The organism is Saprospiraceae bacterium, from assembly GCA_016709995.1.
Classification (GTDB): domain Bacteria; phylum Bacteroidota; class Bacteroidia; order Chitinophagales; family Saprospiraceae; genus JADJLQ01.
Genome location: JADJLQ010000002.1, coordinates 536,358 through 555,001, shown reverse-complemented (window position 1 = coordinate 555,001; position 18,644 = coordinate 536,358). Strand labels below are relative to the sequence as shown.

The 18,644-nt window shown below is 40.4% G+C and carries 19 protein-coding genes; 10 read left to right on the top strand and 9 right to left on the bottom strand.

Annotated elements, in window-relative coordinates:
- Positions 1 to 174: 174 nt before the first annotated feature.
- On the top strand, positions 175 to 645 hold the full coding sequence (locus IPJ09_16745) for a nuclear transport factor 2 family protein (GenBank protein MBK7373055.1): 471 nt from the start codon (positions 175 to 177) through the stop codon (positions 643 to 645).
- A gap of 233 nt (positions 646 to 878) precedes the next feature.
- Here the strand turns inward: IPJ09_16745 and IPJ09_16740 are convergent, their stop codons facing one another.
- The 4 genes from IPJ09_16740 to IPJ09_16725 all read right to left on the bottom strand — a co-directional run bounded on the left by IPJ09_16740 (position 879) and on the right by IPJ09_16725 (position 5,258).
- Positions 879 to 1,733 carry an alpha/beta hydrolase gene (locus IPJ09_16740; protein ID MBK7373054.1) on the bottom strand — a complete coding sequence of 285 codons (855 nt, stop codon included), beginning with the start codon at positions 1,731 to 1,733 and terminating at the stop codon, positions 879 to 881.
- Positions 1,734 to 1,912: 179 nt separating this feature from the next.
- On the bottom strand, positions 1,913 to 2,821 hold the full coding sequence (locus IPJ09_16735) for a glycosylase (protein MBK7373053.1): 909 nt from the start codon (positions 2,819 to 2,821) through the stop codon (positions 1,913 to 1,915).
- A gap of 181 nt (positions 2,822 to 3,002) precedes the next feature.
- Positions 3,003 to 3,824 carry a class I SAM-dependent methyltransferase gene (locus IPJ09_16730; protein ID MBK7373052.1) on the bottom strand — a complete coding sequence of 274 codons (822 nt, stop codon included), beginning with the start codon at positions 3,822 to 3,824 and terminating at the stop codon, positions 3,003 to 3,005.
- Positions 3,825 to 3,917: 93 nt separating this feature from the next.
- Entirely contained in the window at positions 3,918 to 5,258 is a 1,341-nt protein-coding gene (locus IPJ09_16725; GenBank protein MBK7373051.1) for an alkaline phosphatase family protein, read from the bottom strand.
- 230 nt (positions 5,259 to 5,488) lie between these two features.
- On the opposite strand from IPJ09_16725, the gene IPJ09_16720 reads away from it, so the two are divergent.
- From IPJ09_16720 to IPJ09_16700, 5 genes are all read left to right on the top strand, one after another.
- Positions 5,489 to 5,713: a hypothetical protein gene (locus tag IPJ09_16720; protein MBK7373050.1), complete on the top strand. Its 225-nt coding sequence runs from the start codon at positions 5,489 to 5,491 to the stop codon at positions 5,711 to 5,713.
- Positions 5,714 to 5,823: 110 nt separating this feature from the next.
- On the top strand, positions 5,824 to 6,828 hold the full coding sequence (locus IPJ09_16715; GenBank protein ID MBK7373049.1) for a DUF3500 domain-containing protein: 1,005 nt from the start codon (positions 5,824 to 5,826) through the stop codon (positions 6,826 to 6,828).
- Positions 6,829 to 7,099: 271 nt separating this feature from the next.
- Positions 7,100 to 7,765: a hypothetical protein gene (locus IPJ09_16710; protein MBK7373048.1), complete on the top strand. Its 666-nt coding sequence runs from the start codon at positions 7,100 to 7,102 to the stop codon at positions 7,763 to 7,765.
- A gap of 152 nt (positions 7,766 to 7,917) precedes the next feature.
- On the top strand, positions 7,918 to 9,963 hold the full coding sequence (locus IPJ09_16705) for a M13 family metallopeptidase (protein ID MBK7373047.1): 2,046 nt from the start codon (positions 7,918 to 7,920) through the stop codon (positions 9,961 to 9,963).
- A 64-nt stretch (positions 9,964 to 10,027) separates the two neighbouring features.
- Positions 10,028 to 10,804: a cupin domain-containing protein gene (locus tag IPJ09_16700; GenBank protein ID MBK7373046.1), complete on the top strand. Its 777-nt coding sequence runs from the start codon at positions 10,028 to 10,030 to the stop codon at positions 10,802 to 10,804.
- Between the two features lie 19 nt (positions 10,805 to 10,823).
- Here the strand turns inward: IPJ09_16700 and uxuA are convergent, their stop codons facing one another.
- Positions 10,824 to 11,990 (bottom strand): mannonate dehydratase, encoded by a 1,167-nt coding sequence (uxuA, locus tag IPJ09_16695; protein ID MBK7373045.1) that lies wholly within the window; start codon positions 11,988 to 11,990, stop codon positions 10,824 to 10,826.
- 63 nt (positions 11,991 to 12,053) lie between these two features.
- Positions 12,054 to 12,404 carry a cupin domain-containing protein gene (locus IPJ09_16690; protein ID MBK7373044.1) on the bottom strand — a complete coding sequence of 117 codons (351 nt, stop codon included), beginning with the start codon at positions 12,402 to 12,404 and terminating at the stop codon, positions 12,054 to 12,056.
- Between the two features lie 172 nt (positions 12,405 to 12,576).
- Between IPJ09_16690 and IPJ09_16685 the strand changes: the two genes are divergently transcribed.
- Together IPJ09_16685 and IPJ09_16680 are read left to right on the top strand one after the other, a co-directional pair.
- Positions 12,577 to 13,923 carry a cation:dicarboxylase symporter family transporter gene (locus IPJ09_16685; protein MBK7373043.1) on the top strand — a complete coding sequence of 449 codons (1,347 nt, stop codon included), beginning with the start codon at positions 12,577 to 12,579 and terminating at the stop codon, positions 13,921 to 13,923.
- Positions 13,924 to 14,176: 253 nt separating this feature from the next.
- The gene (locus IPJ09_16680) at positions 14,177 to 14,377 is read left to right on the top strand and encodes a hypothetical protein (GenBank protein ID MBK7373042.1); all 201 of its coding nucleotides are present in this window, start codon (positions 14,177 to 14,179) and stop codon (positions 14,375 to 14,377) included.
- A gap of 19 nt (positions 14,378 to 14,396) precedes the next feature.
- Here IPJ09_16680 and IPJ09_16675 read toward each other — a convergent pair whose 3' ends face one another.
- Positions 14,397 to 14,876: a hypothetical protein gene (locus IPJ09_16675; protein ID MBK7373041.1), complete on the bottom strand. Its 480-nt coding sequence runs from the start codon at positions 14,874 to 14,876 to the stop codon at positions 14,397 to 14,399.
- A gap of 134 nt (positions 14,877 to 15,010) precedes the next feature.
- Entirely contained in the window at positions 15,011 to 15,772 is a 762-nt protein-coding gene (locus IPJ09_16670; protein ID MBK7373040.1) for a ThuA domain-containing protein, read from the bottom strand.
- A gap of 291 nt (positions 15,773 to 16,063) precedes the next feature.
- Here IPJ09_16670 and IPJ09_16665 point away from each other — a divergent pair, with 291 nt between their 5' ends.
- Positions 16,064 to 17,125, top strand: coding sequence for an endo-1,4-beta-xylanase (locus tag IPJ09_16665; protein MBK7373039.1), 1,062 nt, complete (start codon positions 16,064 to 16,066; stop codon positions 17,123 to 17,125).
- 18 nt (positions 17,126 to 17,143) lie between these two features.
- Here the strand turns inward: IPJ09_16665 and IPJ09_16660 are convergent, their stop codons facing one another.
- Positions 17,144 to 18,019: a ChaN family lipoprotein gene (locus IPJ09_16660; GenBank protein ID MBK7373038.1), complete on the bottom strand. Its 876-nt coding sequence runs from the start codon at positions 18,017 to 18,019 to the stop codon at positions 17,144 to 17,146.
- 77 nt (positions 18,020 to 18,096) lie between these two features.
- Here IPJ09_16660 and IPJ09_16655 point away from each other — a divergent pair, with 77 nt between their 5' ends.
- Entirely contained in the window at positions 18,097 to 18,432 is a 336-nt protein-coding gene (locus IPJ09_16655; GenBank protein MBK7373037.1) for a winged helix-turn-helix transcriptional regulator, read from the top strand.
- Positions 18,433 to 18,644: the final 212 nt, after the last annotated feature.

The following is an 18,644-nucleotide window of genomic DNA, read 5'->3' as shown; positions in this document are numbered from 1 at the left end:
CAAACCTCTTTCAGTTTTTTTATTTGGCTTACATTATTTTTGTTAATTTTAGGTTAAAATTATTTAAATTTCCTCAACTAACTTAAAATTACTTTTATTAAAAAAATGATCTTAGGGGCTTTATGCTCAATTTTATTCGCTGCCTGTAATGACACAAAATCTCCGGAGGCAAAAATGGATGACAAGCCTGCAGTCGCTGCTGAAGCCAAAATGGCTCCTGCAGAATTTGCCGATGCAAAATATGCCGAGATGGCAGGCAAAAGTATAGCTGCATTATCAGCAGGAGATGTAGATGGCTTCGTGGCCGGATATGCTGACAATGCTGTTTATATGTTTAATAATGGTGATTCTTTAGCTGGCAAGGCTGCAATAGCCGAATATTGGAAAAAAAGAAGAAATGATGTGATTGACACACTCACTTTTAGTAATCCAATCTATCTTCCTATTAAGGTCAATCAACCACAGAGTGTGGAGCAACCTGGCACATGGGTACTTTGCTGGTATCAGGTATATTCCAAATATAAAACCGGCAAAACCATGCGCCAATGGATTCATACAGACCTGCACATGAATGAAGCAGATCAGGTAGACCGTGTCATCATGTATCTCGACAGGGTACCTATCATGGCTGCTCAAAGTAAATAACCTTCAGAGTAATGTTTTATAAAAACGGCACCAGGTGTGCCGTTTTTTTTGTCAAAACCAGGGTCCTTCTACGCAAAGGCACTACTTCTTATAAATATTTTTTTCTTTAGATCATTGACAAACCAGGTAAATCGATCTTTATAAAATTGATTAAAATCGTCAGAGGATGCCTGACCCGGATAATGGAGCATAATAATGGGTAGGTGACCGTTGGCCTAAATTAAAAAAGCACTTTATTTCAGATGCTCCTTCAAAAAAGCGATGACTTTACTCCTCACCATCTCCACATCAAAATACGCTCCGTAGTGTGGTGCGTCCTTGACGATGATTACTTCGTTTTTGACCCCTGCCAGAGAAAGGGAGGCACCTAATAGTTTTGCCTGGGTATAATTGACGGACTCATCTTTTTCGCCATTGATGATGAGGAAGGGAGGGTCATTTTTATCAATATAGGTCACCGGGCTGGCTATCCTGGCCAGATCGGGTCGTTCGATGGCTGAAGCTCCTAATAAATTGTGGATAGGACTATTGGGATCGAAAGCTTCCTCAGGCTTGGTATGACTGATCAGATCTGATGGACCATAAAAATCAACGACTGCTTTTATTTTGTAAGATTGTTTTGCACCAGGAGCCACAAAGGATTTCATCTTATTGTTCTGTGCCAAAGCTGATAGGCAGATCAGATGAGATCCTGCCGAAAAGCCCATGACAGCAATTCGTTTATTATCGATACCGTACTGAGTAGCGTGCTGGTAGAGGTATTCTAACCCAAGATTACAATCCTGCACAATCTGGGGGAATACTGATTGAGTGCTAAATCGATAATCGACGGATGCCAGCATAAATCCATTTTGGAGGATTTCGGCAATCGTGTTTTTCATATAACTCATATCACCACATTGATCGTTGGTGCGCCAGGCTCCACCATGGAACCAAACCACCAGAGGCATATTAGGTTTGACATCTTTAGGCCAATAAATGTCGAGGCGATGTTTTTTTAAAGTATCATTGGCATAAGGGATATTTGCTTTCAGGACTGTGCCTGGCGGACAATTGGCGAAAACCCGATTGGTATTGTCCTGCGCCATGGTAGTGTATTGAAAAGCCAGAATCAGTAAAATGAGCTTAATTTTCATTGTTGGTGAATTGCATTTTGTAAATATAAGCCCGTGGATTGACCCCTCTTTGTGTAATACATAATATTGTTACAATTGGATCAAATAGTACTTTGTGAGAGAATGGGCAAGCCAGATATTTGCTGACAAACCTATCGCACCCCATCCTTAAAAAAATGAACACATACCTCCGGATGCATCGTATACATCCGGTATTGTGCTCCATCGTGTACTAAGATACCACTCGATTTATTTTCTTGCAGGATGGGATTTTGCGAATATTTAGTCCAATGAATTAAATCTTCGGATACGGCCACATTAGTATTCCATGTACTCCAATCCTGATCTGGAGTACCATGGTAATATCCATAATATTTATCATGATACTTTATCACCTGATTCATGGCTACGCCAAACCGATCGTAGGACTCCGGACCTTTAAGTAGAATAGGTTCATCCTGTACATTTGTCCAGACCTGTAAATCTTTGGAGGAGGCGAGCCAGATTGCATCATCGTTGCGTTCATAAAACAAATACCAGGTGCTACCCTCTTTAATTACTGATGGCGTGCCATATGGACCCGCACTGATAGGATCTCCACTTACCAAACGGATATCCAGACTACCCAGATCCTGCCAATGAATACGGTTTGTAGATACGAGTCGGTGTGCAATATCACCTTTACCCTCTGCAAACATCTGGTAAGTATCATCTACTTTGATGATCATCATATCTTCAGTATGCAGCGAATCATAGATGGGATTTCCTGCATATCGTGTCCAGATCAATCCGTCTGGCGAAGTAGCATATCCGAGAGACATCACCGCACCAGTGGTATCTTTGTATCCGGTATACCACAGATGATAGGTGTCATCTTCTTTTAAAATATAACCTCTTTCACGAATGATTTCATCCCAGTCGGATGGTGAGGCAGTGCCTTTAAATACCGGATTTTGAGGATAGGATGTAAATTGAACCAACTCCGCTGGGAAGTCTGATTTTGACTTGCAGGCAATAAAAAGCAAAAATCCTGTGATCAATAAATAGTAGCTATATCTCATGAAAGTTAAAGATAATAAAGAAATGCCTGCATCTATATCATGTATTCTGTTTGGATCTATTAACGCAGTTAAGTTGCAAAGTTTATTTGGACAAATCGAGAGCAGGCGCAGCGGTGAAAAGAATATAACATCAACGCCTGAAGTAGATGCAAGGAACTCCCTTCATCCTTACAACATCAGTTTAAACTTTTGTTACTATTAATATGTCCTGAAATGCCAAATCTATCTGTTTTGGCCGCCCTGACCAATACCCGGAATGACTTTCTAAGATCGTAAGCCCCTGAGTAAAAAAGAGTTGCTCTAGATAGCTTCTTTGATAGGCTACATTGGCAGATTTCACTTTTCGATCCATCAGTGCAGAGGTGGTGGTCCCCTCGAGATTGAATTTTATTTTTGGTTTGGCACTTTGCATGTATTCGATGCTTTCTTTGTCTAATATAAAAAAGGTCATCACAGCCTTACCTTGAGGTTTGAGGACAAGGGCAATTTGCCTAACATAGTTTTCCACCTCATCAGGTAGCATATGTGTAAAAACGGATATAGCACATATAAAATGAAAAGATTCTTGAGTAAAAGGAAATTCAAAAGAAGCGGCTGACCTTCCTTTCGCTTTATAGAGGTCATTGTACAGGTCGATATATTGAAATCCAAAATTTGTATTGCGAGATGTGATGTTTTTTACACACCAGTCCACTCCGGTTTTGACAGCATCAAAGCCTTCGTACTTTCCTTTGAGATAAGGCATCAGTCCGATCGCTATCCTCCCAATACCACTCCCTATGTCCAATACACGATCCTGTGGCAAGAGTGCCGCACGTTCAATAAAAAACTGTTTCCATTCCTGGCCTTGTTTGATAAAATCACCACTACCGGTATAGATCATTCCGCGTGGCGGGACCAATTTATTGCTAAAGAGGCTCAAAATGTCTACGGGCAAAAAAACGATTCTGCGAAAGATAAAACGCATCGATGGGGGCAGTAAATAGAACAGTTTTCTAAGCATGCACTTTACATCCTAATTTTTCCAATTCTAATTTGAATACTATTACGCTTTAAGCTGCATTCCCTGGGGCCAAATATTTGCATGGCAGGGATATTAGTTTTTTAGTTCATTTTCACTAACCTGCCAGGTAGCCAGCACCTCACCAAGCATACCCACAATCTCCACTTTTAGTATCCTGGCATTTTCTTTACCTGAGACTGAAACCCGTCCAAAATTCTGTTTTTGATCCACCCCGACTACCCGATAGGGGTTGTTTTTTTCTGTACCGGAGAAGGTATGAGTACCTGAAGTGAGTGGAGAGATGGTGATATCGTATAGTGGATAGGATCCTGGTCTTTCAACTTTAATAATCTCTGAATGGTGACGGTCACCCGTGAGGAATAGCACACCATTGACCTTTTGATCCATTAAAAATTTCATCAATTCATCATATTCTAATTTAAAATCTAAAAGTTTGTCAAAAGGGGACACCGGATTCAATACCTGGCTGCCTACCATGATGAGCTTAAAAGTAGCATTGCTATAAGCCAGGGAGTTTTTAAGCCAAAGCATTTGCTGTCTGCCTAACATGACTTTATCCGGATTTGGCCGGCCATCAATAGAATCAATGAGTTCATCTGCGCTGCGCCACCAACGATCATCGAGCATGAAGATATCTACATCTCCCCAGCTATTGATAGTATACGCGCCTTGACCATTTTCGCCATAGGAAGGATTGCAGAAATACGACATGAAGATCTTTCGGGTTTCGTCTTTGAGGATAAAATTGGTACCGATGTCGTTTGGTCCATAATCATGATCATCCCACATAGCCCATTGAGGCATAGATTTCAGGAAAGGTTGAATTTCCGGCATCTTCCTGGCGTACTGGGCCCGATACCATAGACCCCATTTACTATAATAATCTACTTCACGCGAATACCAGGCATCACCGGTCCACAACATAAATGCTGCATTTTCTTTGGCCATGGTTTGGAAAATAACCGGATCCCCCCCATAAGGTTTGCCCGGACGATCATAGACTGGTTCATTGCCATAGTGACAGGATCCTACGAGAAAACTAAAGTCTGGAGCCGGCTTGCGCCATTGCCAAAGATCTTTGGTCTTAAAAGTGCCCTTAGCGTTGGATAGCTTGCTATTGATCAAAAATTGATATTCGTAGGCAGTATTATAATCGAGTGCACCAATCTGCATTTGGATTGGATTAAACTCATTGCCTAATTCACCTTTATACATTTTGGTTTTATAGCTTGAGGTATTGGCTTTGCGATATTGAAGGCTGATTGATTTTACTTCAGGTGTCACTTCAAGCCAGATGATCGCATCGCGCAATTCGACCGGGCCAAGCATCGGACCCGATACGATACCTGAAGACTGAGCACCTAGCATGCTTGTAATCAGAAATAGAAAAATTAAAACAAGGTGATTTTTCATACAAACAAAATTATAAAACTAATCCGATGGGCGGAAATTGATGCTATAGGGATTCCTTCAAGTGGACTCTTTAATCAATCCGCCTAATTGTCTGAGTTTGTGTTCGAAGATTTCACTCCAAGGTAGACCCTAGGCCAATCGAAGTCAATGATCGAACTGATCTTGCAAGGTAATCATCCTGCCCGGAGAAATACTGATTTTACGTACTAATTGTTTTAGTTCTATCACTTATGCATAGTCAAATTTATGAAAGTCCACTCCTTCCACCATTTTTTCCTGCGAGATCTGAACAAACCGAAGTAAGTAAGAAATTAAGGCGATGGATATTGGTTACCAAAGACCCACATGGTCTGTATAATCAATTTGGTTGGAAACTAATAGATCATCCTGAACTTTGGATTCATATACACGAAAATAACATTTACAAGCAGATCTGTGAGAGCACTACGCAGTAATTTATCCAGGATTTATAATTTTACTTCGTAAGTTCATTAAAAAAAGAACTTCAATATAATTTTTTCTACATTTAGACTTAATCCAACCAAATGTGGATTGTCAAAAAAGTATGAATAAAAAATCTTGCTTCTTATTTGCTGTCTTGTTTTCATTTTCTTTGATTTCTGCTCAAAGCTATGATCAGCGACCTGTTGTAGCTGCAGCGAAACAATTTATATCCTCACTCACTGAGGTCCAAAAAAAAATTACGTTGAGGTCCATGGCTGATACCAACCGGACGAGATGGTCTAATCTTCCTTTAGAACAAGCCATTCGAGACGGAATCAGGTTAGATGATCTTAATGACGAGCAACGAATGAATATCCAAGCGCTGTTAAGGACTGTACTGAGTGATCAGGGTTATTTAAAAGCACTGTCTATTATGCAATATGATCAGGACACTCATGACAAACTGACTTCAATGAATAGTCCAATCGCACACCGATATGGCCAGGAAAAATTTTGGACCTGGATTTTTGGCAATCCCTCTCCACAAGAAAAATGGGGTTTTAAATTTGAAGGCCATCACCTTTCTATTAATATGAATTTTTCTCCGAAAGGAGTTAGTTGCACTCCTCATTTTACCGGAATTAATCCTGGATTGATATCTAATGGCATCACTGCGGGAAAATATATTATGTACAGGGAAAATGAAATCGGAAAAAACCTTTTCCATTCGCTGGATGGCATGCAACAAAGGAAAGCCCACATCGATTCACTTCCTTTCACCATCGATGCACGTGCTCAAACAGGTAATGAGCCTTTTCTGCGTGATGGCAAGGGGCTTCCATTTAATGAAATGAATAAAGCTCAAAAAGCCATGGTCTGGGATATCCTCAGTGCATGGGTAGATAATTTTAATATTGCAATTGCCAACAACAAGAGAAAACAAATGAAAAAACTTTTAACCAAAAGTCGATTTGTTTGGATGGGAACCAACTCGATTAATGACTTACATTATTATGGTATCATCACTCCTGAATGGTCAGTAGAGTTTACCAATCGGGACCAGGGTATGCAACACTTCCATACCCTTTGGAGATTGATGCCCGATGATTTTGGAAGAAAATTATAATTTAGAATTTTAAATGGCATTTCTGAAAAATCAAGTTTTAACTTAATTCAGATGTTGTTTTTTTGAAAAAAATAATTCATTTGTAGATTTAGTTCAATTCAAAAGTGCATTACAAATGTACTCCGCCTGAAATCTTAATCCTCAAGGATACAGCATACATTAGAGTTGGAATTATTTGTAATACATATCAATTCATACAAACTAAGATTTTTTAAATTAATTGTGGTAATTTTGCCATTGTTAACATTTTTATTTAATTAAAAAGTCCATCATGGCAAATAGTGAAGAATTAAATGTATTATCGATCTGTGTTGAATTGTTAGATTCTATCGATGCAGCTGCTGCAAAAAGAATTTCTGATTATTTAGCAAGTAAATTTATGACAGTCAGCGAGGCACCGGCATCAAGTCCAAATCTTAATGGCCGATTGCAGAAAAAACAAGGTAAAAGGGGAAGACCCGCTAAAGCAGCTAAATTCAAAGCAGTTACTGAAGTAGCATCTGCTACGACAGAAAAAAAGAAACGTGGTCGTCCCGCTAAAAAACGAAGAGGAAGGCCCGCTAAAGCTACTTTAATACCAGCCACTCAAGCGACCACATCAGAGACTCCTGTAATTTCAGAAAAAAAGAAACGTGGTCGTCCTGCTAAAAAAAGAAGGGGTCGACCCAGTAAAGCAGTAACTGCAAATAATGCCACTCAGCCTATTACAGCTATTGCTATTCCTGCAGAAAAAAAGAAGCGCGGTAGACCAGCAAGTGGTACCAAAAGACGCGGCCGTCCTGCTAAAGCCTTAAATCCGAATGCTGACAAAGTACAACTGGTCGTAAAAACGGTAGGTAAAAAACGGGGAAGACCTGCCAGCTCCGTCAAAAAATCTACCACAGGAAAAAAACGCGGCCGTCCAGCTAAAAATGGCAAAGTTATAGTGCCTGCATAATTTATACTGATGAGCCTGTTCATAGGCAAATCGAATAATATCAACACAAAAGGAGGATTTTCCAAAAATTCTCCTTTTTTTATAATATATTTTATCTTTTCTTACGTTTCACTATTTATAATTTTCTCTCACGATATAACCTAATTCTTAAAATGAAATACTTCATTCCAACAGCAACAGCATTTATTTTATGCCTGTTGGCCTGTAATACAAAAGATACTAAACCAGGTGAAGCTATCAAACCCGATTTTGTATTTGAAAACCTGGATACAACGATGAACCCGGGCACAGATTTTTTCCAATATGCCAATGGTGGATGGATCAAGAAAAATCCTATCCCTGCTGATCAATCATCATGGGGCATCGGCAATCTGGTGATAGAAGAAAATATAAAGCGCCTGCGAGAAATCAGTGAAAGTGCAGCGCTTGCACCCAATTCAATAAAAGGTAGTGCTGATCAAATGATCGGAGACTTCTGGACCGCGGGTATGGACAGTGCCAAAATAGAACATGATGGTTTGAAGTATCTCCAACCCTACCTGACGCTCATAGAGGAAGTAAAAGATCTGCCTGCCCTGATCAATGTGGTGACTGAGTTGAAAAAAATCGGATCAGGCGCTTTTTTTGCTGATTTTGTGGCTCAGGACGATAAAAACAGCGATGCCATGGCTTATATATTTTACCAGGGTGGTATCGGATTGCCAGAACGCGAATATTATTTTAAAAATGATAGTGCGACCATCAATATCAGGGAAAAATATGCAGACTACATCAGTAAAATGCTTCAATTGACAGGCCATACTCCAGAAGCAGCTATCGCCTCAGGCAAAAACATATTGTCAATGGAAACCAAGCTTGCCCAGGGATCCCGTAAAATCGAAGACCTCCGGGACCCATATGCCAACTACAACAAAATGGCGATCAATCAATTAAATAAAATATCCCCCGTGATTGATTTAAAGCAATTTTTGAATAAAACAGGAGTCAAAAATATCGACTCAGTAATCGTAGGTCAGCCGGATTTTTTTAAATCAATGAACACGGTAGTTAAAGCTACTCCACTGGCCACTTTAAAAGATTATGTCAGGTTTAATTTAGTGAGTGATTTTGCTTCAGCATTGCCCAATGCTTATGTCAATACCTCCTTTGAATACAGCAAACTTTTTAGCGGTGCTACTGAGATGCGACCCAGATGGAAACGTGTCATGTCCCGCCAGGAAAATCTGATCGGTGAAATTTTAGGCCAATTATATGTAAAAGAATTTTTCACGCCTGTTGCAAAAAAAAGATACGAAGTCATGACAGAAGCAGTTCGTGAGGCGCTGCGTGATCGTATCGGTCAATTAACCTGGATGAGTGACAGCACAAAAATAAAAGCCTATTCAAAATTAGATGCTATCACCAGTAAAGTTGGCTATCCTGAAAAATGGAAAGACTTCTCCGCAATGAATATTTCGAAAGAAAGTTATCTGCAAAACATCATCGAAGGAAACAAATGGTGGAATGAATACGAGCTGAATAAATTGGGCAAGCCGGTAGATCGAACTGAGTGGACTATGACTCCTCAGACTTACAATGCATATTATAATCCCAGCAATAATGAAATCGTGTTACCTGCAGGAATATTTACAGTGCCAGGATATCGGGATGAAGAATTAGACGATGCTATTGTCTATGGTAACGGAGGTGCGAGTACCATCGGCCATGAAATCACCCATGGATTCGATGATCAGGGCCGTCAATACGATGCCAAAGGAAATCTCTCAAGTTGGTGGAATGCCGAAGACGAAAAAGAATTTAATCGTCGTGCAAAAGTGATGATCGATCAATTTTCTGACTATGAACCATTGCCGGGATATAAAATCAATGGCGAAGCTACGCTTGGTGAGAATATAGCGGATCTGGGTGGAGCGTTGTTAGGCCTGGAAGCTTTTAAAAAAACCAATCAATATAAAGATGGTAAACCAATCAGTGGACTGATGCCGACCCAACGATATTTTTTAGGTTATGCTTTGGGATGGCTTGGACAAACAAGGGACGAGACCCTGCGCAGCAGCATCTTAAGCGATGTGCATTCTCCCGGCAAATATAGAGTCAACGGCCCATTTGCCAATATGGAAGCATTTTACGAAGCCTTTCAAGTCAAACCTGGTGATGCCATGTACAGGCCTGATAGTCTTAGAGTCAATATCTGGTAACGCAAGCGTGTAAGGAATTAGTCGTAAAAGATATGCCGCAACTATTCTATCTTAATGAATATAAATGAATAAACTTATTTTAATCGCCCTGGTGGCATCGATGTTTATGGATGTAAATGCTCAATCTACAGAAGTCTCCTCTGGTTTATATGCCTGGGATAAGCTGATGATAAAACAAGGTACACAACGCGTAGGCAGAAAACTTATGGAGGGCAGTTCTCCTCATTTTGAATTTCTCGAAATGCATGCCACTACACAGGAGAAAGGTGCTAAGTCTGCAGCTCCTCATGCACAAAAAAATTTAGAAGAAGTCATTATTGTAAAAGAAGGTACGATGAAATTTACCATGGATTCCGAAAGTGTCGTCCTGGGTCCTGGCAGTGCAATACTCATTCCTCCATTGGCCATGCAATCTTTGGAAAACATAGGCAATGGTCCCCTGACCTATTATGTGATGATGTTTAGAAGTAAAAAGGGCAAGGACATGGATCGAAGTAAAAATGCCGGAGGTCCTTTATTAATAGATGCTGATCTTCTGAAATATATTTCAAATGAAAAAGGAGGCAGGATCAATTATTTTAATCGCCCAACTGCCATGTGTGAAAACTTTGAAATGCATGTCACCCAATTGAATACAAAAGGCCCAAGTCACGCTCCTCATACACATATTGACTCCGAAATAATATTGGTCATCAATGGTCAGGTAGAATTGAGTATAGATGAAATGACTTATACCGGTAGCGATGGTGATCTTTTCCTGATCAAATCAAATGAAATGCACGGTATCAAAAACATAGGTGAAGGGCCTTGTAAGTATTTTGCCTGGCGATGGAGACAATAATTACACCTTCCTCTAAAAATCAAGCCAGGGATCGTTCAATACCCAGTTCCAGGCCCCGCAACTCCGCCAGCCCCCTCAATCTACCTATGGCACTATAGCCCGGGTAAGTCTTTTTATTTAAATCATCTAACATCTGATGTCCATGATCCGGCCGCATAGGCAGTGATACTTGTCTTTTTTGTTGCAGTAAGACGAGTTCTTTCATTACCCCATACATATCCGTATCGCCAGCCAGGTGATCAGCTTCATAAAAATCACCATTCTGGCTTCGTTTGGTATTGCGCAAATGGATAAAATGAATCTGGTCGCCAAATCTTTTGATCATTCGCACCAGATCATTATCTCCGCGAGCGCCATAAGATCCGGTACAAAAACAAAGTCCATTGGATGGGGAGGGGACTACTGCTATCAAATCTGCTGCATCAGCTTCACTGCATACGATGCGGGGCAACCCAAGCACCTGGTAAGGCGGATCATCCGGATGGATGGCCATTTTAACTCCATACTGTTCAGCTACAGGAATTACTTCTTGGAGAAAATATTTGAGATTGGCTTTCAATGCATTACGGTCGATATGTGCATAAGAATCCAATAGGCTTAATACTTGCTCAGCAGTAAACTCAACGGTACTGCCAGGAAGCCCTTGAAGGCAACTGTGATAGACCTCTGCTTTTCGTTCTTCGCTGGCATGATCTAGCCAATTTTGGGCATCCGCGATTTGATCCGGCGTATAATCAACCTCCGCACCTGGTCTCTTCAGCATAAATAAATCAAATGCGATAAATGCAAGTCGCTCAAACCTCAAGGCCTTACTACCATCCTCCATCAGGTACTCCAGATCGGTACGGATCCAATCCAGCACCGGCATGAAATTGTAAGTGATGACCTCCAGACCACAAGCCGCTACATTGGCAATACTTATTTTATAGTTGGCGATATGTTGAAGATAATCACCTGATCTTTTTTTTATGTCTTCACTAACCGGCAAGCTTTCAATGACCTTCCAGGACAAGCCTGCTGCTTCAATCAACGCTTTTCGATGATTGATTTCATCGACCGTCCATATATCACCTACAGGTATTTGATGCAAAGCGGTGACTACTCCCCGGCACCCGGCTTGGCGAATATATTCTAAACTGACCACATCCTGTGGGCCGTACCAACGCATGGATTGTATTAAACTCATGGTGCAAAGTTAGATTACATCTTGAAGTAAGCTTTAGATTTAGTTACTTTTTTATATAAAATCTTAATCAATATTTACCCTATCAATGGGTGGTCTGTGCGTCGATGGCTGAGAAATGACCAGAAATTTGAGATCCTCCTCTGTTGTATTTTGAACATAGTGCTTTTGACCAGCCAGAATCTGTATGGACTCACCTGCATTGACTTCGTAATAGTCCTGATCCAGGTAAAAGCATGCGGTGCCTTGAAGAATGTAAAATACTTGTAGGCATCTTTGGTGAAAATGCATTTGCTCTTTTGTCCCTGGAGGCATATTCTCCTGGATTACACTTAGGTCATCTGCGAGACAGAGTTGCCACCCCTCACAATGGTCCCCCCATAGATAGTGCGGAGCATTTAAAATAGATTTTATCATGAGAGACTGAGATTTTTTTTAAAAGCTGTTAGAAAATTATATTATTTCTACAGGTATAGTTTCCGGACACGATTGTACCAAATACCCAAAATTCGATGTAGGTTAGCGCCCTCAAAAATTACAATACAATAATATGCAGTCCTGGAGTATCAAACAAATCCTCACCGTTTTTATGGGTTTATTTACATTGATTATAATTACCCATTTACTCCATCTTTATCATCCTGGTATTTTCCATGCTGGTTTTCTCACAAGCTTGAGGTGGATGGCTATTGCTACTTTGATTGCCTATGGTTTGAAGAAAAATAATCTCACAACCTGGATTTTCCTATCAATGGTCATTGGAACCGAGATCGGGCATGATTGGCCGCAGGTAGGAACCAATCTAAAGGTACTCAGCGATATTTTCCTTAGAATGATCAAGACTGTCATAGGCCCACTTTTGTTTTCGACTTTGGTAGTAGGGATCGCAGGGCATGCTGACATGAGACAAGTGGGGCGAATGGGTTGGAAGTCACTATTGTATTTTGAGGTAGTGACGACTATAGCACTCATCATCGGTTTATGTGCGATTAATTTCACTAAAGCAGGAGCGGGTATAGACTTAAGCCTGGCGGATACTGCTCAAAAGGTTGAAATCGCAAAACAATCCTGGGACCAAATCATACTGCATACCTTCCCGGAGAATATAGCCAAAGCTGTCGCTGAAGGTCAGGTATTGCAAATCGTAGTATTTAGTATTTTATTTGCTTTGGGTCTATCTATGGTCAAACATCATCACGCTAAGGAGACCATGCTGCATTGGTGTGAAAGCCTTTCAGAGGTGATGTTTAAGTTTACCCATTTGGTCATGTATCTGGCCCCATTGGCAGTAGGGGCTGCACTGGCGTATACGATAGGCAAGATGGGTTTTGATATATTAAAGAATTTATTTTTATTACTAGCCACTTTATACGGTGCGCTTATCCTGTTGATTTTTGGCGTGTTTTTGCCCATAGCTTTATATATCAAATTGCCTATAAAAAAGTTTTTACATGCAGTATCTGAGCCAGTATTATTGGCATTTGCTACCGCATCGTCTGAAGCCGCTTTACCTCACGCGATGAAGGCACTGGAAAACTTCGGTATACCCAGGAAAGTAGTTTCCTTTGTATTGCCTACTGGATTTAGTTTTAATCTTGATGGTAGCACTTTGTATCTCAGCCTTGCTCTCGTATTTGTGGCTCAGGCAGCCAAAATAGATCTAAGCATTGGTGATCAGATCGTCATGATGTTGACCTTAATGTTGTCAAGTAAAGGTGTAGCTGGTGTAGCTCGTGCTTCCCTCGTGATACTGATGGGTACAGCCGCTTCTTATAATTTACCTACAGAGCCTATCTTCATTATACTAGGTATAGATGCACTGATGGATATGGGTCGCACAGGGACCAATCTATTGGGCAATTGTCTGGCAACCGCGGTGATCGCAGTGTGGGAAGGAGAAATAGATTTTAAAAAAACTGAGGTATCAACGAACTAGCCCGGATTAAAAAGGGGGGGTGATCTTTTTGTTTTCTCCCCAGAAGACTCCGTACAATGCTAAGGACAACCCTTCATCACCAGACCGATTTATAAAAATTTTGGCCTGGTACAAGATCCACTCATTAATTCCTATGAAGCAAGATTTCATCGGTTTACCCCTGCTCAAATCAAACCACCGAAGAGGATTATCACGTAGATGAAAACCAGCATGGAATCACTGGTTACACCTTTGGCAACCCTACTTTAATTTTGTGCAATTTAGATCCAATCTTGTAGCCCGCTGGAGATACAAACCAGGATCTAAGCTCTACCTGGTATGGTCGCAAGGCAATCCTCCCGACCTTGGAGTCAATCCCAATGTTGGATTGACTACTGATTTATTTGATCATTTATTTGATGGGCAAGGCAGAAATATATTTTTGGTAAAAGCTACTTATAGATTGGTGAGATAATGAATTCAGTCAACTAATATCAGGCAAATCGCAATCCTCCTGCTGTCAGGGCGATCAATGCCATCAAGATCAATAATATCATCAATCCATTGAACACGGTGCCGACAATCGCCATGGTTTTCTTTTCATCCTTTGAGATTCCAAGTATGCCTACTACCAGGCCACCAATAAACAAAGGAATGGCCAGTAACGCTAAAAAACCTGAAAACATGGTTAAAAGCCCTATCGCCCCTATAATCAAAGAAACCTTGCCTCTTCTATTTGAGTTTTTTGTGTTCGCGATATCATTAGCTTGCTGCAGTGTTACGTTTTTATTGAGCCTGCCTTTTATTATTTGCCTGGACAATCTTTTTTGAAAAAACCTGAAAGATAATTTTTGCACCCAGTTCATTTTGAGTTGGTGGTCTGCGGCTAAACGATCGATGTCAATGCTAGCAATTTCCGTTAAGGTTAACGAAGGATATATTTTTGTGTTTTCTATTTGGGTAAAATCATTCATATGCAATTCATATTAGACTTATAACAAAAACAAAATATCCTAAGTTGATACCTAATCGGTTAAAATAGAGGAGGGCGTAAGATCCCACGACCTTATGCCCAACTCGTGTATTTTAAGTTGGTCTTCGGATGACCTTATTTCTTTCCTTTAGCAGCATACAAGATCCCTGCAAACACATGATTCAAAAATGCAGGGTCACTATAATCAGCCGGCATATGTCCAAGGGCAGTGTAGAATGCTCGTCCTCCATCAAACTCATGATACCATGCCATGGGATGAAAAGCCCCCATACCTTCACTTTTATTTTCTCCCCACTGTACTTTTGGATTATAGGTCGACTCATCGACCGCCAGTATATAATTTAATCCATTGATTTTCTCAGGACCGAAATCATACCACTCTTCTGTCCAGTAATTAGCTTCATTAAAACCTGACAATCCCGGAAATTTATTTGAAGTGAACTTTAATTTGGCAGATTGAATCACCGGATGGATTTTAAATGACCTGCCTACCAATTTGGTATACCACTCCCATCCATATTCTGTATCCGTAGCACTGTGGATACCTACAAAACCTTTGCCTGATTGAATAAATTTCTCCATGGCTGCTTGCTGCACATCGTTGAGGATATCGCCGGTGGTATTGAGAAAGATGATGATATCAAATTTGGCGAGATTATTATCATTAAACTTGCCGGGATCTTCCTGCCAATCAAGATCAAAATTATGTTTACCCGCAAGCTCCCGCATAGCCGATACTCCTTCGTGGATGGATTCATGATGAAAGCCCATCGTCTTGGTAAATAAAAGTGCTCTAAATTGTTTTTGAGCAGTCAGTGTATTGATCATACCTATCAACAGGATAGTCAAACTTAAGTATTGAAATATTTTTTTCATTGATTGTTTTATATTTAAGGTGAATGTAAGTAATATTTTTCTACTGTCAAGGCCGCACGCAACTCCGTTAAATTTATTAGCACACTTTTACCTTTTAGTGGTAGATAATTATTGGGGAATCACTTTATGGTTTACACACAACTTTATTTCACCCTGTTAGTGGTTAAAATTAAGGCCCAATAATAATGCTGCCTATCACTAAAAGATTGGAAGTAAACTAATAACTTAGCATTTCCTATGATTAAATACAGATATATGCCGATAAAAAAATTGTGTTTTTTTCTATTTTTGATGTCGGCAGGCTCGTTAATTGGTCAGGTCACCGACCCGGTCATCAGTCTCTCCCAGGTATATAAAGATTATTTCAAAATTGGTGTTGCCGTGTCCCCAAGAGCACTCAAAACGGACGAGGCACAGCTGATCCTAAGTCAATTTAATAGTATGACCCCGGAGAATGCGATGAAAATGGGACCTATTCATCCTCAAGAAGAGCTGTATAACTGGGCTGGAGGTGATTCAATAGCAGCCTTTGCTCAGCGCAATAATCTTTTTTTACGCGGGCACACTTTGTGTTGGCACAACCAGACCCCTGGCTGGCTATTTAAAACGAGCACAGGCGATACCGTAAGTAAAGAAGTATTGCTGCAAAGACTTCACGATCATATCACCACGGTAGTCTCAAGGTATAAAGGCATCATCTATGCCTGGGATGTGGTCAATGAAGCCATTTCTGACAAGGAGGACGAGTTCTATCGACCCTCCATCTGGTACAGGATCTGTGGGGAAGAATTTATAGAAAAAGCTTTTCAATATGCCCACGAAGCAGATCCAAATGCCTTACTTTTTTACAATGATTACAATGAAATCAATCCGGTCAAAAGAGAAAAAATTTATACCCTGGTCCAGAATCTAAAATCAAAGGGGATCCCAATCGATGGAGTAGGATTACAGGGTCATTGGTCTATCTATGAACCGACTGCTGAAGTGTTGGAGACTACGATGAAAAGGTTTTCTCAGCTTGGGGTCAAAGTGCAGATCACCGAACTTGACATCTCCGTCTATAAAAAAGAACACGGCAGAAGAGACAGGACTCCGGTAGATAGCCTGGCTGTTTTTTCCACAGAACATGAGACCTTACAAATAGAGCGGTATAAGACCTGCTTTGATATATTTAGGAAATACAAAGGAGTCCTTACGGCCGTGACTTTTTGGAATATCTCTGACCGCAACAGTTGGCTGGATAATTTTCCGGTCAGAGGTCGAAAAGATTATCCTTTATTGTTTGATAAAAATCTTAATCCGAAAAAAGCTTTTTGGCCGGTTGTCCAGTTTGATCAAAGCGAGGAAAAGTAATATTAATGTAGGGAGTTTCTAATAGGTCCTGGTCATATCTTCATCGACGCAGAGTATAAAATCTGCTTTGCCTTTATGGACCTTGTCTAAAGTTTTAATTTGATCCTGAGTGACCGTAGCGATGGACACATACTTAATGTCGGGATGATCATGCTTGAGATACCAAATGATGCCTTCGTGATTTTCTGAGTGATAGCTACCCTGATAATGTATAAATAAGTCATTTGACTTCATATTGGTCAAAATAAAATGTGCCATCGTAGCATCTTTTATAGCTTGTGCCTTTGGTAGATTGGGGCCTCCGTGCCCACCCATCATCGAAAGCATATTTTTATAACCAGGTAGCTCCCCATCATAGGCTATGGGCAAAGGAGCGATCCAGGATTTTTCTTCATCAGTCAATGAATCCAGGCTCTCCAGGCCTCTTTTGGCTACTTGCGAAGCAAATCGCCTGGGTATATTGGTAGCAATAAAAGGTAAATGATTGGATTTGGCAAAATCTACGAGGGGAGCATAATCTGTTCCATAATTGGGCCAAAGTCTTGCAGTAGAATCCAATTGAGCTGCATCGATACTGCCGGACAGATAAGCATCCAACTCGTCTTGATTGTCCCGCTCAAACATCTCTGCTCCCAATACGAGGGGCTTGGATCGAAAACAATCTTTGGTCAGTCGGAGCTGCAGCCAATGACTGATCGCATTATTGTGTTCTTCACCAAACAAGACCAGATCTTTTGATAAGGAAGATTTTAAAAGTTTTGAATAGGAGACTTTTCTGCCATTTGAATTAAATAATTGATAAGGTGAAAGTGCCTGGCCCAACATGGAAAAAGTCAACAACATCATACCTGTTACACTAAAAGCTTTAATCATAATTACAAAGACTTGTACCATCCAAGATAACGCAAAATAATTTAATCAAATATTGACAAAGCCAAGTTAAATCGTATATTTGCGATATACAATAAGATATGGCCTATAGCAAAAAAGAGAAATTTGGGACCAAGGAACAGTCCTTGGCTGCTTTTGCCAAAGCACTGGCACACCCTGCACGGATCGCTATATTGAGCCAATTGTGCAAAAAAGAAGGATGCCAATGCGGCGAAATCGTCGACATGCTCCCGTTGTCACAGAGTACGGTTAGCCAGCACCTCAAAGAATTAAAATCTGCGGGCCTGGTATCCGGCGAAGTAGATGGGCCGAGGAGTTGTTATTGTATCAATTGGAAAGCTCTCGAAAAATTTTATAATGATTTTAGCGATTTGTTTACACAATTAAAATCAGAACAGCAAAAGTGCTGTTGCTGACATTTCATTTATTTTTTAACCACTATAATTTTATTAACCATGAAAAGTAGTTTAAATGTGCAGGATCCTGGTGGATGTTGCGGCGGCTTGTGTGGATGTTAATTTAACTCCATAGAAGCATTTTTTATCTACCACTAAGTGTATTGATAAGACATGAAGATTTTATTAAAAAAAACTCTGACTGTGGCTTCAATAACCTTAGTGGTTTTTTT